This is a genomic window from Vibrio gallicus (genome assembly GCF_024346875.1).
Lineage (GTDB): Bacteria > Pseudomonadota > Gammaproteobacteria > Enterobacterales > Vibrionaceae > Vibrio > Vibrio gallicus.
The window spans coordinates 1265304-1280100 of sequence record NZ_AP024871.1 but is presented as its reverse complement, the minus strand read 5'-3'; the positions used below and the strand labels follow the sequence as shown (position 1 = coordinate 1280100).

General features: G+C 44.0%; 12 protein-coding genes and 1 riboswitch. Of the genes, 7 read left to right on the top strand and 5 right to left on the bottom strand.

Annotation, left to right across the window (positions count from 1 at the left end; genetic code table 11):
- The first annotated feature begins 140 nt into the window (after nucleotides 1-140).
- The 3 genes from OCU28_RS05925 to OCU28_RS05915 are packed head-to-tail and all read left to right on the top strand — an operon-like array spanning nucleotide 141 to nucleotide 2847.
- Nucleotides 141-1043, top strand: a complete 903-nt coding sequence (locus OCU28_RS05925) for an ABC transporter substrate-binding protein (RefSeq protein WP_261815303.1) — start codon at nucleotides 141-143, stop codon at nucleotides 1041-1043.
- Nucleotides 1043-2083, top strand: coding sequence for a FecCD family ABC transporter permease (locus OCU28_RS05920; RefSeq protein ID WP_261815302.1), 1041 nt, complete (start codon nucleotides 1043-1045; stop codon nucleotides 2081-2083). Before OCU28_RS05925 ends, OCU28_RS05920 begins: the two co-directional genes overlap by 1 nt.
- Nucleotides 2080-2847, top strand: a complete 768-nt coding sequence (locus OCU28_RS05915; RefSeq protein WP_261815301.1) for an ABC transporter ATP-binding protein — start codon at nucleotides 2080-2082, stop codon at nucleotides 2845-2847. Before OCU28_RS05920 ends, OCU28_RS05915 begins: the two co-directional genes overlap by 4 nt.
- Before the next feature lie 64 nt (nucleotides 2848-2911).
- Here OCU28_RS05915 and OCU28_RS05910 read toward each other — a convergent pair whose 3' ends face one another.
- Complete coding sequence (locus tag OCU28_RS05910; RefSeq protein ID WP_261815300.1) at nucleotides 2912-4297, bottom strand: alanine/glycine:cation symporter family protein; 1386 nt, start codon at nucleotides 4295-4297, stop codon at nucleotides 2912-2914.
- A 109-nt stretch (nucleotides 4298-4406) separates the two neighbouring features.
- Nucleotides 4407-4499, bottom strand: a riboswitch (glycine riboswitch).
- Nucleotides 4500-5006: 507 nt separating this feature from the next.
- Between OCU28_RS05910 and OCU28_RS05905 the strand changes: the two genes are divergently transcribed.
- The 3 genes from OCU28_RS05905 to OCU28_RS05895 all read left to right on the top strand — a co-directional run bounded on the left by OCU28_RS05905 (nucleotide 5007) and on the right by OCU28_RS05895 (nucleotide 6856).
- The gene (locus tag OCU28_RS05905) at nucleotides 5007-5708 is read left to right on the top strand and encodes a hypothetical protein (protein WP_261815299.1); all 702 of its coding nucleotides are present in this window, start codon (nucleotides 5007-5009) and stop codon (nucleotides 5706-5708) included.
- A 67-nt stretch (nucleotides 5709-5775) separates the two neighbouring features.
- On the top strand, nucleotides 5776-6408 hold the full coding sequence (locus OCU28_RS05900; RefSeq protein WP_261815298.1) for a LysE family translocator: 633 nt from the start codon (nucleotides 5776-5778) through the stop codon (nucleotides 6406-6408).
- On the top strand, nucleotides 6386-6856 hold the full coding sequence (locus OCU28_RS05895) for a GNAT family N-acetyltransferase (RefSeq protein WP_261815297.1): 471 nt from the start codon (nucleotides 6386-6388) through the stop codon (nucleotides 6854-6856). The genes OCU28_RS05900 and OCU28_RS05895 overlap by 23 nt, the downstream gene beginning before the upstream one ends.
- On the opposite strand, the gene yidA is transcribed toward OCU28_RS05895, so the two are convergent.
- The 4 genes from yidA to OCU28_RS05875 all read right to left on the bottom strand — a co-directional run bounded on the left by yidA (nucleotide 6849) and on the right by OCU28_RS05875 (nucleotide 10048).
- Entirely contained in the window at nucleotides 6849-7658 is an 810-nt protein-coding gene (yidA, locus tag OCU28_RS05890; RefSeq protein WP_261815296.1) for a sugar-phosphatase, read from the bottom strand. The genes OCU28_RS05895 and yidA overlap by 8 nt on opposite strands.
- A gap of 13 nt (nucleotides 7659-7671) precedes the next feature.
- Nucleotides 7672-8025, bottom strand: a complete 354-nt coding sequence (locus OCU28_RS05885; RefSeq protein ID WP_261815295.1) for a DUF2750 domain-containing protein — start codon at nucleotides 8023-8025, stop codon at nucleotides 7672-7674.
- Nucleotides 8026-8141: 116 nt separating this feature from the next.
- A complete protein-coding gene (locus OCU28_RS05880) occupies nucleotides 8142-8738 on the bottom strand; it encodes an OmpA family protein (protein ID WP_261815294.1) in 597 nt (198 codons plus the stop codon).
- A 2-nt stretch (nucleotides 8739-8740) separates the two neighbouring features.
- Nucleotides 8741-10048 carry a TolC family outer membrane protein gene (locus tag OCU28_RS05875; protein WP_261815293.1) on the bottom strand — a complete coding sequence of 436 codons (1308 nt, stop codon included), beginning with the start codon at nucleotides 10046-10048 and terminating at the stop codon, nucleotides 8741-8743.
- A 259-nt stretch (nucleotides 10049-10307) separates the two neighbouring features.
- Here OCU28_RS05875 and OCU28_RS05870 point away from each other — a divergent pair, with 259 nt between their 5' ends.
- Nucleotides 10308-14762: an Ig-like domain-containing protein gene (locus OCU28_RS05870; RefSeq protein WP_261815292.1), complete on the top strand. Its 4455-nt coding sequence runs from the start codon at nucleotides 10308-10310 to the stop codon at nucleotides 14760-14762.
- The last annotated feature ends 35 nt before the right edge of the window (nucleotides 14763-14797 follow it).

Here is a 14797-nt window from a genome sequence, read left to right as displayed (position 1 = left end):
AATATTCCTTTGAAAAATCGATAGGTGAATGGCGAGATTAATCAGTAACTTAGTTTTATTGTTCTATAGCATTTGACAGAGTGCCTAGTCAATGCTTCAATCCTGTTCCGTAACTGGTTCTTATTGTACAGGTTTATAAGATGAAGCGCTTTGGATTACTATTAGTTGGGTTATTTTCTTCTGTGGCATGGGCGCACTACCCATTAACAGTAACGGACGGCAATGGTACAGCAGTGACTATCGCTAAAAAGCCGCAACGAATTTCATCTAAGACCTTGTTTAGTGACGAAGTGTTGAACGAACTGGTCGCGTACCAGCGTCTGACTTCAGTCACTAACCTGGTGGACAATCCAAACTTTTCAAACGTCGCTCACCACTATCCAAACGATATCCCACGTATGGATATGAATGTAGAACGTATTCTAGTTAATAAACCTGATGTCGTGTTTGCTGCAAACTGGAGTGACCCTAGTAAGGTTGCGCAATTAAGAGCGGCCGGAATCACGGTGTTTATTTTACCCACTCCCAATACGCTAGATCAGATAGAAGACCTTATTGAGTTAGTCGGTGATATCGTTGGTGAAGAGGATAAAGCAGAGACCATAGTGATAGGGATGCAAGAAAACTTACAGCGCTTTTTAATTCCAGCTCGTAAACCAATACGTGTTATTGATTACAATAATTGGGGAAGCTCAAGTACCAAGCACTCTACGTGGCAACTCATTATAGATGAAGCGGGCTTTAAAAATGCCACCGAATCCTTTGAAGGTGATAAATACGGTCAAACGCCACTCTCTAAAGAGATGCTTATTGCACTTAACCCAGATGTCATGTTTTTACCATCCTGGGTTTATGGGAACGATGAAGCTGCGGACAAATTTCTTGAAAACGTATTAGATGATCCCTCTTTAAAGGGCATCACTGCAATTGAAAAGGGCGATGTTTTTCAAATGCCAGAGTCTCTTAGAGGAACCTATAGCCAATATATTGTGGATTCGATTATATATGTTAACCACGCAGTATTAGGCGAGGCCGCGCCTTAATGATAAGCCGGCGCAGTCAAGCGATAACCCTCATTTTAAGTGGTGCCGCTTTATTTTTTTGTTCACTACTGGCATTGAGTTTAGGGGCTGTTTCTACGCCAATCAGTGACGTGGTGCACTTTTGCGTCATCGCCATTAGTGACAGTTTGCTCAGTGCACAGCAACACTATCCATCACTGTATGCGATTGTATTTCAGATCCGTTTACCACGCGTTGTGGCTGCCATTGTTGCCGGTGGTGCGCTGGCTATTGCTGGGGTATGTACCCAAGGGCTATTTAGAAATCCTCTGGCCAGTCCGGATATTCTTGGGGTGAGTGCGGGTAGTAGCTTTGGCGCCGTGGTAGCAATTAGCTTTGGCTTTGCACTGACTAGCCCCCTAGCTACGCCATTTGCTGCCGCCATTGGCGCGTTGATTTGTGCCTTTTTTGTCTATCTATTGGCAAAGAAGAGTCACGATGGGCAGACCTTGTATCTGATTCTAGCAGGCCTTGCGTTATCTTCGCTGCTCGGCGGGATGACCATGGGAATATTGCTATTTGCTAAGCAATATCAACTCAATCAGTTCGTCTTTTGGACCATGGGTGGGCTTGAGGGGCGCATGTGGCAACATGTGTTGTGGCCACTACCAATTATTCTTATTGTTGCTGGGCTGGCATTATCAAAAGCCCATTGGCTCAACCTATTATCTCTTGGCAATGAAGCCGCGCATGGATTGGGCTTAAATGTGCCCCGAGCGAGGGTCACCTTGCTGATGATCGCAACGCTATTAACCGCTATGTCAATTGCTATTGCCGGCCCTATAGGTTTTATCGGTTTGATGGTTCCCCATTTAGTCCGTTTACTGTTTGGTGCTAATCATAAAACCCTACTACCGATTAGTGCTATGTTTGGCGCTATATTACTCTTGGTGTGTGATTTGGCGGGCCGCTACCTTATTGCTCCATATGAAATTAAAGCAGGGATTATTATTTCAGTGGTAGGTGGTTTATATTTCGTGATGCTGATTGTGAGAGTACAGCAAAAGGGAAGACTAATATGAGTCGTCTTAGTGCTTGCAACGTATCATTTGAACAAAATGAGCGGGTGATCATTGCGCCTTTAGACCTGCAGATTAAGCAGGGAGAGTTGATTGGTATTATTGGTCCAAATGGAGCTGGGAAATCCTCTTTGATTAGGCTGTTGTCTGGCTTTGCATCTCCTACACAAGGAGAAGTTCTACTTGGCACTCGCTCTTTACAACAGATCAAAGGTGAGGAGCGAGCAACAAAAATTGCTTATCTGCCTCAAGTAAGTCGAGTTGAGTTTCCTTACTCTGTGAGTGAAGTCGTTAGCTTAGGTTTGACGCAACATCGCGCATTTACGCGCAATGAAAAAGTAGCAGCGATAAGAGCGAGTTTACAACAATTGGGTATTGTTCATCTTGAACATAGGCAAATAAATGCATTATCTGGCGGAGAGCAGCAGCTAGTGCATATTGCGCGTATTCTGGCACAAGAAACGTCAATTATGCTACTTGATGAGCCTTGCTCAAGTTTAGATATTGGGCATGAAGCGCAATTAATGAATCTACTCGCCTTGCAAGCCAGTCAAGGAAAGTCTATCGCTGTAGCGCTACATAATCTAAATACGGCTGCAGAGTTTTGTAGTCGTCTGGTGTTACTAAATCAAGGAAAGGTTGTGGCCACTGGTGCACCTAAGCAGGTATTAACTAAGCATAATCTTGAAGCGTTATACCCAAATAATGTTGCGGTGACCTATAACTCTCAAACTGGCAATCCAAATATCTTACCCATTAAATTGTAGATTATTAAAAACCCCGATAGAAGCGAGTTCTATCGGGGTTTTTAGTGTTAAGTATCAGCTGACACTATGATGTGGTTGTTTTTGGCGCACGAGGGGTAAAGTTGTCAAAAAACAAGCGCGTTTCTGAAATGACCACCTGACGCAATGCAATAAGACCGATGAGGTTTGGCACTGCCATTAAGCCATTAACAATATCTGCAATTATCCAAATCATATCTAGGTGTAGATAAGCGCCAGAGAAGACTAATGCCAAGAATACCAGCTTGTAAGGTAGGATAGCTTTGGTACCAAATAGATACACGACACAACGTTCACCGTAGTAGTTCCAACCTAAGATGGTGGTAAAGGCAAAGAATAGTAAACCGACCGAGACGAGGATAGGACCAAATGTATCTGCGTTTAAGCCTACTGCAAATGCATGGGTTGTCATCATTGCGCCGGCAAAATCACTCTGCCATGCATCGGTAATGATTAACGCAAGGCCTGTCATAGTACAGATAATCAAGGTATCGAAAAAGGTACCTGTCATTGAGATAAGACCTTGGCGCGCTGCTGAGTCGGTTTTCGCAGCCGCGGCAGCCATAGGCGCGCTACCAAGTCCTGATTCATTAGAGAATACACCACGAGCAATACCGGACTGGATTGCAAGCATGACGCTCGCACCAAAGAAACCACCGGTTGCAGCTGTAGGAGTAAAGGCAGAGACAACAACAAGTTTGATAGCGCCCAATACTTCGCCACTGTTGTTAATTAAGATGGCCAAACATGAAAGCACATAGATAACTGCCATGGTTGGTACAACTTTACCCGCAACGCGTGAGATAGATTTGATACCGCCAAGGGTTACTGCTGCCACGAGTAACGTTAATACGATACCTGCAATAGTGCGATCAGCCCCTAAGGTGAGTTCTGATGCATCTAAGATGGCGTTAACTTGTGGGAAGGTACCTATACCAAATAGCGCGACACCGAGAGCGAAGGTTGCAAAAAGTGTTGCAAGCAAAGGAGATTTTACACCATCACGCAGGTAGTACATTGGTCCGCCAAGCATACCTCCTTTATCATCTGTGGTGCGATATTTAACCGCCAATAGGCATTCAGCGTATTTGGTAGCCATACCAAATAGGGCTGCCAGCCACATCCAGAAAAGAGCGCCAGGTCCACCCAGTTTTATCGCAGTTGCTACACCAACGATGTTACCTGTACCTATGGTTGCAGATAGGGCAGTACATAAAGCGGCAAAGCTTGAAACGTCACCTTGCTTGTTGGCACTGTCGGATTTGCTAAAGACCATCTTTAGGGCAGTAGGTAGATGTTTAAACTGAATAAGTCCAAGACTAAAGGTGAAATAGATACCGGTTCCCACTAGTAGAATGAGTAGTGGTGGTCCCCAGATAAAGCTATCTACAGATTGTAAAAATGAATGAATTGATTGTTGTGAAAGTTGCATGGTTTCCCCTTAAAAAAACAACATAAGGAGAAGAGTGAACACGAGGTCCAGTTAGGCTGGTATTGATCTAAGTGATCTCTCAATACAGTTTGGCTGTGAATTTTTCGCTTTTCACTCCTCTGTCCTTTTGCCTGAGAGTTTCACCCATAATGGGTTTGCTCCTTCGGCGGTCGATTAAACGACACTCTCCAGAGATTCCTCCAACTGCAGTCCTCACTCGTATACATATAATGTATAAACAAGAACCTGAAAGATTTACTTCTTCGGTAGACGCTAAATTGCGTCACTCTCCTGCAGTCTTCATCGGAACTAGCATAAATGCTAGGTGTGTAAGTAACTTACTTACGGCTGCGTAATTTATCACAACGAAAAGTCATTACAAGATGTAAATTGTTGTTTTTTTTCGTCAGTGCATATTGGTGCTTATCAATGTGAATTGCGGACAAATAGAAAATTAATCTTAAAATTGTCGGATTATTATAAACTTAGCTTCTAGTTTAACGTAATATTGATATATATATTATGCACAAGGGATAACATGACCCGATTGATTGCCATTGTAGTACTGATAGCCGTAGCTGTGCTATTTGTAAGATACAATACAAACGAGAAATTACAGCGGTGGGTGGTGATAGGGCTCAGCAGTCTTATTGCACTCTACGCGGTGATACTAATGATTACCGAATTAGCCAGGTAAGTTGGATTTATTTTGAGTACACCTACAGATACAACAGCACTGAAAGTTAAATACGCTTTAGGAGGGGTCGCTATTGGTATAGCGCTTTCAACGGCTGCGGTTTATGCTCATTTTTTCTCGTTAAATGAAGCGCAAATGAGTACACAAACCCAGTTAAAATCTGATATGGAAGTGCTCGATACGCAAAATAAAACCTTGCAGCTTGAGCTCGAGGCCAAATCAAAGAGTGCGCATACTGCCAATACGTCAGTGGATGAACTAAAAACTCAATTGGAAGAGTCTCAAGCTCAGACAGCTCAACAAGCGGAGCAATTAAAAGCACTTAAACAACAGTATAAGCAGGTACAACAACTTCAAGCACAGCAAGCTAAAAAGTTAACATCTAACCAAGCAGAGCTTGTCGCCTTGCAGCAAAAATCCACACAACAAAAGCAAGTACTAGAACAATCGAAGCAGTTTTTTCAAAGTCAGTTAACCTTGCAGCACAAGCAAGTCGAATTAAATAAAGAGCGCGCTAAACTGATCCCCATCCTCAATAAATTGGTACAGCAATGTCAATTATTCAATGAAGGAAAAAGTTGGGATGCAAAATCCGATGCCTGTGACCGGAAACAGAAAGCGTCAGATAAATTAAAGAGAATCGATGAACAGATAGATGCAAACCAAAAGAAGGTTGTCGCTATCGACTCCACGACTGATATGCTGGGATTGTAATATTATCTTGAGCTTTGTAGCTTGAATCCTTAGCATAAGCGCTTTGTTATAACTGAGTTTATTTACCATGACATTTGATGTGTGGTTTTCCCTATTTTTAGTTTGCCTACTTGGGGCAATGTCTCCCGGCCCGAGCCTTGCCACGGTTACTAAACATACCTTGGCAGGGGGGCGTGTTAATGGTCTAGCTACATCATGGGCTCATTCGCTTGGGGTAGGCTTTTATGCCTTAATTACGGTCACAGGTCTTGCGGTTTTACTGCACAAATCAGAGCTTTTGTTCGTACTAATCTCGTGTATCGGCGCACTGTATCTTGCTTATTTAGGCTGGAAATCACTGAGTTCACGGGGGGGGATTGCCAAAACCCTGATCATAGGTAAAGCACAAACTCCGTTACAAGCCGCCAAAGAAGGACTGATGATCTCCCTATTCAATCCTAAAATTGGTCTGTTCTTTATTGCACTGTTTAGCCAATTTATTGCGGCTGGAGAAGGGGTGTCAGGCAAGGTGATCGTTGTCGCCACGCCACTGTTGGTTGATGGGCTATGGTATAGCATTATAACATTTTTATTATCGTCGCCTTTACTGATTGAACGACTGCGTTCACGGGGTAAGTTAATCGATCAGATTTCAGGTGTAATACTTATTATATTAGCGGTTAGAGTGGTATGGCAAAATGTTGGATACTTTGCAAGTTAGGGCTGCCACGGCAACGGATAGCGCACCCTTGCTAAGGCATTGGTTGGCTCTATATCAGATGCATGTGCAACATAGTGGTGGGGAAATTGATCAAAATGAGATTGAGTCACTGCTAAACGATTATCTAACCCATCCAGAAAGTCTGATCTTTGTCGCGATTGAACAACATCAGATCGTAGGGTTTGTAGCAGGGCAGTTGTCGCAGATAGAATCACCACTTCGACCAACCTACACTATAGGAAGCTTAGATCATTGGTACGTTGATGAGGCTCATCGTAAAGGTGGGATTGGTCAGGCTTTATTAGCCAGAATAGAAAAAGGCTTCGTAGATTTTGGCGTCAAACAGGTAATGGTAGAGGTGTGGGCGTTTAATCAGGATGCGCTACGACACTATCAAAAGAAAGGGTATCGAGCGCACATCCATTGTCTACAAAAGCGCCTTATTTAGCTAGAACGTATTTCTCAATAGCTTGACCGACACCAGAGTTATTATTGGTGTCTGTTATCGCATTAGCTAGAGCTTTGGTTGCGTCATCTGCATTTTGCATTGCAACCCCAAGACCTGCATATTTTAACATGTCATGGTCGTTGCCAGCATCACCAATACACATTACTTCACTTTGCTTGATACCAAGATGTTCAGCAAGAGCTTTGACACCAGCACCTTTGTTTCCTTCAGGGTTACCGAACTCTAAAAAGAAAGGTGCACTTCGAACAATACTGAAGTCTTGATACATCTTCGGTGGAAGTGCCGCGATAGCGAGCTCTAAGATTTCTGGTGGGTCAACCAACATTGTTTTCACAATAGGGTGGTCGTCATCCAAATCATCAAAGCTTTGTAGCGTAATATCAAGGCCATTGATGCTTGCTTCATGCTGGGTGTAGTGACTGTCTTTTTCTGCAATTAAGCCCATAATTGAACTAAATGCATGGAAGTTGCAGCCATGTTGTCTGGCAAGCTTAGCCAACTGCTTGGCGTCTTTACCCGTGGTTAAGATTTCGCGAATCACTTCACCTGTACCAAGGTTCATGATTTTTGCTGCGTTATAACACAGCACGTAATCCTGACTACTGTCCATATTGAGTTCAGCCAGATAATCTTGCATCCCTTCATAGGGACGACCTGATGCTAACACCACAGTGACACCTGCAGAGCGCGCTTGCTCAATAGCGCGTTTATTACGTTCAGAGATGACTTTATCGCCGTCTAATAGCGTACCATCCATATCAATAGCAATAAGTTTATACATTTTTACACCGCGATTATTTTACAAACAGCTTAGCGAGTGTCTGCGGCTCGATCTCTTTGCCTTCAAGCTGCGCATTCCAGTTAGTGCCAACTAAAACACCATCTTCAGATAGAGTGATAAGCCAGTCTTCTACAAAGATATCGAGTGGAATTTCTTGTACTTCAAAATCTGACCACTCTTCGACATTGTGAGCTGCAGCATCTTGGCTATTTGACCAAAATGGCATAACTTCACTTTCTTCAAACTCTGTGGAATCAACGGCTAGCCAACCATCTTCGTTTTTTAAACCCCAAACTAGCTTAGTGTTGGTGCATTCTTCGATGAAAAGCTCTAGATTCAGCTCTAGGTTATCGGTTAATTGACTCATACTTTGTATCCTCAGAAGTGATTTATTTCAGTGTATCATGCTTAACCCTTTGAAGCTGAAACAAATAGACATAAAAAAGCCGGGAAAATCCCGGCTTATGTAACGGCATAGGGTGTCTATTTAGGCAGTTTGGTAAATATGGTCCACTGCTTAATAAAATCACCTTTAAAACCAACGACAGTAGCTTCAACTCGGCGGTCTAGTGCTTCAGTTGTCGGATCGTCCGAAGTGCTTTCTTCCTCACCAAAACCTACGATAGCGATGCGGTTTGGGTCTACCCCAAATGAGATGATCTTATCTTGTACCACTATGGCTCGATTACGAGATAATTCTATGTTGTAGGTATTGCTCCCAGGTGTACTCGCAAACCCTTTAAGCTCAACGGAGGTTTCAGGGTATTCCTTGAGAAACTCAGCCATTCCTTCAATCTGGCTGCCAAACACAGGATTTACTTCGGTGGAGTTATTCTGGAACAGTATCTTGAGTGTTTGTTGCTGGGTTACTTCATAATATTCTTCGCATCCATCGTTGCTGACTTCTGCGCCTCGAGGGGTGCCGGGACACTTATCCCTAGCATTGATGACGCCGTCGTTGTCGAAATCGCGCAGATCCGCTTGCTGCTCGGGAAGAGGCGTTTCCATGTATGTTTCAGTATCGTTGGCACAGCCGAAAAGCAATAAGCTCGTCAATGAGATAATTAGGACTTTTTTCATAATTAGTACTCCACCGCTGTATTCCATTCTTCGGGAATATCGACCAGTAAGGATTCAAGCAGGGTGCCGGTTGCGTTCAATATGCGATATTTAGCGTATTGTTCTGCATATAGGGAGTCGACATAGCCTTTGCGCGATTCAAATAATTCGTTTTCTGTATTAAGTAAGTCTAATAGGGTGCGACGGCCAATGCGGTACTGCTTACCATATGCAACAACTGTATCTGATGCGGCATCGACGTGATCCGCAAGAAACTCTTTTTCTTGCAAGGTTAGGTCATGGGCACTCCATGACAAGCGTAACCCTTCTTCAACTGAGCGAAATGCACGGTCGCGCAGATCTTTAGCTTTATTCATCTGATAGGCAGAGCGGTCTTTGTTGGCTGAGTCTACACCGCCATTAAACAGGTTATAACGCATACGCAAGGTGGCATTCATCTCATCACGTCGTCCTGCGACCCCTTCCGCATCGTCAAAATAATCATATCCCGCCTCTACGGTGAAGGTAGGCAGATTTGGACTGTTTGATTGCTTATATTGGAACTTTGCCGCATCTACATCGACTTGGGCGGTCTTGATCACTGGGTGTTTGGTTACCGCCAAGTCAATCGCTTCAGTAATCGTCAATGGTATTTTGGTGTCATCTGCTCTTGGAAATACAAGCCCTTGAGGGGTTTGACCAACCAGACGCGTAAATTGAGTATGTGAATCAAATAGGTTGTTTTGCGCAGCTAATAGGTTTCCGTGCGCTTTGGCAATGCGTGCCTGTACTTGAGACAGGTCTGCGGTGGAACCTATACCTGATTCTGTGCGTTTTTTAATGTCTTGGAAAATCTTTTTATGAGTGGCAAGGTTACTCTCTGATAGGGCAAGGACCTCATACGCTTTTAGTGCATCTAGATAAACCTTAACAACATCTAGGGCTTTATCTGAAGCATCACTTAGTACCTTATAACGCAATGATTCAGCCTCAGCCGCGGTGCGGTCCATATTGTGCAGTGTCCCTGAACCATCCCACAACAACTGGGTCAACTTTATTGAAGCGTCGACAGCGGTGTAGTCGTCATCACGGTTAGTTCGATCTGCTTGATAGTTTTCCCAACCTACGCCTGCAATTAAGTCCACTTTAGGGTAATACTCTCGTACTGCGGCTTTGTTGTCATAAACGTAAGACATGAAGTCATTGTATGAGGCTTTGACTTCAGGGTTAGTTTGCAGCGTGTATGATATCGCTTGCTCTAATGATTGAGCCGATACTGGTGTTGACAATACACTGGCTATCGCAAGCGCTGTTAGCTTGAATTTATTCAAGGTCGTCTCCTGTAATCCTTTACACTGACCTAAACATATAACCCTCTTATTACAAGGCTACATAAAATACTTTCTATAAGTTCATAATAGTTTTGCTATTTTTTTATTTCAACAACAACCTATGCAACTTGGCTAATAAATATTGTAGGAATGACCTATTATTTTAAGGTAGAGTGAACCTATATGTATTGAGCGTGGTATTGAATTATTGACTCAGGGAATGAGTGTCATTTATTCAGGTTATACCTAAGGAGAAAGCATGGAAGGTATCTCATTAGCACAAGACGTTGTATTTGGCGATGGATGGATCATTGTCGACGCTGAAGGCAACCTCAAAATAGTCCCCCCTAATTATCCAACCTCACCAGGTGAAGTCATATTATCTGTAGGTGATGGCCCGATGATTGTCCCTGAGGATGTTGTATCTCAGTTGCGCGTTGACGTAGTTACTGATCTACAGATTCAATCTGTTGATGTCACTGCTAGTGTAGGTCGGGTTATTCAAACATTAAGTGATGATGAAGAAGATATTCAATCACAAGACCGAGATGAAGGTTCAAGCCTCACTACCTCGGCGGCCATACAAAGAGATGGGGCAGAAACCATCGCGCAAACCGTATTCGATACCTTTGGCCTTGATGATGTGCTGATAACCCCACAACAGCAAAGTATTATTTTTCAGTTTATTAGTGAAACAGTTGAGTTAGTTAATACACCTCCTCAAGCAGGCGACGCTATCTTTGAGACCAATGAAGATAGTACGTTTGCTGGTGCAGTCCCAGTTGCAGATGATAGCGATGGAGAGATCGTTGGCTATGAATTGGTTAAAGACGTTGAAAGTGGCAGACTAATTTTTGAATCAGACGGCAGTTTTAGCTTTGATCCCCAAGGGCAGTTTGATGATCTTTCTTCTGGTGATACTAGGGAAGTAAGCTTTGATTACAACGCAGTGGATGACGATGGCGCTTCAAGTGATGTCAAAACCATTACCATAGTTGTTACTGGAGCAAATGATGCGCCAACTATTGAAATTACTCCGCTAACTGTTTACGAAGGTGAGGTTGATGAGAGCGACAGCGTCGCCACGTATGAAACATGGGACAAAGAAGGTGACGCTGTAACTGTAAACTTTACCGGTGAGTCCAATTCGGATGGCTACTACCAGCTGCAAGGCGGCAAGGTAGTGCTGACCGATAAAGGCGCCGAGTGGGTGAATGGCGGCAATGCACTGCCTGAGATTGACCTGACTGTGACTGAGAATAAAGAAGGTGGGCTCTCTGGTAGCGACCAAGGCACGCCTACAGTTGACTTGGTGAATGATGCGCCGAGCATTGACATTGTGGCCGGTAGCGTTACCGAAGACGATGTTGTTGAAGGCAGTGAAGTTGCCACCTACAGCACCTTTGATGAAGAAGGCGATGCGGTCACTGTGAACTTTACCGGTGAGTCCAACTCGGATGGCTACTACCAGCTGCAAGGCGGCAAGGTAGTGCTGACCGATAAAGGCGCAGATTGGGTGAATGGCGGTAATGCACTGCCTGAGATTGACCTGACTGTGACTGAGAATAAAGAAGGTGGGCTCTCTGGTAGCGATCAAGGTACGCCTACAGTTGACTTGGTAAACGATGCGCCGAGCATTGACATTGTGGCCGGTAGCGTTACCGAAGACGATGTTGTTGAAGGCAGTGAAGTTGCCACCTACAGCACCTTTGATGAAGAAGGCGATGCGGTCACTGTGAACTTTACCGGTGAGTCCAACTCGGATGGCTACTACCAGCTGCAAGGCGGCAAGGTAGTGCTGACCGATAAAGGCGCAGATTGGGTGAATGGCGGTAATGCACTGCCTGAGATTGACCTGACTGTGACTGAGAATAAAGAAGGTGGGCTCTCTGGTAGCGATCAAGGTACGCCTACAGTTGACTTGGTAAACGATGCGCCGAGCATTGACATTGTGGCCGGTAGCGTTACCGAAGACGATGTTGTTGAAGGCAGTGAAGTTGCCACCTACAGCACCTTTGATGAAGAAGGCGATGCGGTCACTGTGAACTTTACCGGTGAGTCCAACTCGGATGGCTACTACCAGCTGCAAGGCGGCAAGGTAGTGCTGACCGATAAAGGCGCAGATTGGGTGAATGGCGGTAATGCACTGCCTGAGATTGACCTGACTGTGACTGAGAATAAAGAAGGTGGGCTCTCTGGTAGCGACCAAGGCACGCCTACAGTTGACTTGGTGAATGATACGCCAACGAGCGAATCATTTAATGTGTCGGGGATGGAAGATACTGCTCTAGCATTCAATTGGGCGCAATTTAATACTAGCGATCAAGATACAGCGGATAATGAACTTTCAATCGTAATTACGTCGCTTCCTATAGAAGGGGAATTGCAACTACTCATTGATGGGGTTTGGACATCAGTAGAGACTGGTGATGTTATCTCACAACTTGATATAGCAGCAGGCAATCTTATTTTCATACCAGAGCTTAACGCATCTGGTGATGATGAATTTGATGATGCAGGTTTAGGAGACCAAAAGCAGAGCTATGCGAGTTTTGAATACTCAGTGTCAGATGGCAACTCAGAAAGCAATCAACAGACGGTTACTATAGATATTTCAGCGATAGCTGATGAGCCCAAGCTGTGGGTAGTCAATGAACAAAAAGTCGCATTGATTGATTTCCAAGATGCAGGGCCGTTGCTAGGTGAAAATAGAAACTGGAGCTCAAATATTGATGTTAGCCAAGTACTAGGAGGGAATACTCTTGGTACTTGGTATGCAAATGATGATAACAAGGTAGAGATTGGCCGAGAATCTGTCTATCGCAGTGGTGCGAGTAAAGATAATCTTGTACTAGAGGTTGAAGGAGACCGAGGAGATAACTCTATCTATACCGATCTCAGCGTTGAAGAGGGGCGTTATTATAGCTTCAGTTTTGATGCTGCTGCGCGACGTTGGCAAAATGGCGATAGTGACTTAAATGTAATCTGGGTAAGACTCGACGACCAAGGAAATCCGATTATGGAGGAAGCCGAAACTCTGTATCAATTTAGGCCGAATGATAACTCTTGGGAGCGAGATATTCAGATTACCTTACCTTCAGATACGGAAGGTAACTATCGACTGATTCTTCAATCTACAGATGCAAATAGTTATGGTGCTATTGTCGATAACTTAGTCTTAGAATCATCAGATGCGAAAGGGCTCGAAGGTAGCTTTGTCGACCTTTGGGACCTCGGTGCAGCCTTAACTGATATTGATGATAGTGAAACTCTAAATGTGGTTATGTCTGGGCTACCACAGGGGACAATTATTAAAGATAGTGATGGTAAAGAGCTCGTGGTGGGGGCTGATGGTATTGCTGACGTTACTGATTTAGATCTTGCTAGCTTAAAGGCAAACGTACCAATTGCGGGTGAATATAACGTGACGGTTACTGCAATTAGTACCGAAACGAGTAATGGTGATACAGCCAGTAAATCTATCGAACTGCCATTGATCATCATTGATAATGGTCAAAGCAATCACGCCCCAGAGTTTCTGTCAGGGTCAGACACCCAAGATAGCCCTATAAACGATGATGTGTATGACTTTGGCGTGATTAAAGCCAGTGAGTTTGGTTCAGGAGATATCATCAATACCGTAACGGCGTATGATACGGATAACGATCCACTTTCCTATTCATTTAGTGATGGCAGTTTAAGTTATGGGGTGTTCGATATTGACCCAGATACAGGGGAGATCTCCCTAAATACGGACTTACGCGATAGTGATTCAGGAGTGCATCAGCTAGCCCTTAAAGTCTCAGATCCCAGTGGAGAGGTGGATGAGGCTAGTGTCAATATAGAGCTTTCTACAGAAAATGATGCGGCGTGGGGATTGACACCCAAGTCTTTGGTATCGGTGATTGAAGGCCAAGATGCTAACAAAGCAATTGCGGTTAAACTATTAGAAGGCGGTAAGGTTGTAATTCGAGATGGTGGTAGTCTTATCTTTACCTTTGTCACCGCTGCGGCGACTGCAACCGCGTCATCTGACGACTACGGCATTAGGTTGGAAACTACGTCTGATTACATAGCCTCTTCTTACGCAACGGATAGCGGTCATGTGGTAACGGTGACTAATATTTCTGGCGCGGACAAAACGGTTCGACCGGGGAATTCTGATGGTGATTTGATCTCGATTATTATCGAGGCCAATGTTGACGCTGATAACGAAGGTATTGAGACCTTTACCGCACAGTTAGTGGATGTGAATATCGGTGCTCCGAAAGGATCGCAAGATGAGGTTAATATCCAAATCGAAGATGCTCTCAATGTAGATAGCCTCATGCTAGATGTGGGACAAACTCAACAACTGTTAGCACAACTCGGTGATGATGTCCTCACTGGTAGTGAGCAATCTGATACGTTTATTTGGACCGAAGTTGCATTAGATAGCGGTACTGACATTGTAACTAATTTCTCTGTAGGTGAAGATTTACTGAACTTTGATGAGCTATTAAATGCCACTGATAGTTCAGATCTAGATGAACTGCTTTCTAATGTTGAAGTGTCAGTTACTGAGCAAGATATTGCCCTAGAAATTGAGCATCAAACAGGCACTCAAACCATTATTATCCAAGATGTTAGGGGGCAATTTGGTGACAGTATCAGTGATGGCGGTGTGTTTGATTCGAGTGAACTGTTAAACCAGCTGATAGTTAAGAGTGAATAAATGAATAAGGCTCGCGATTGCGAGCCTTATATTAT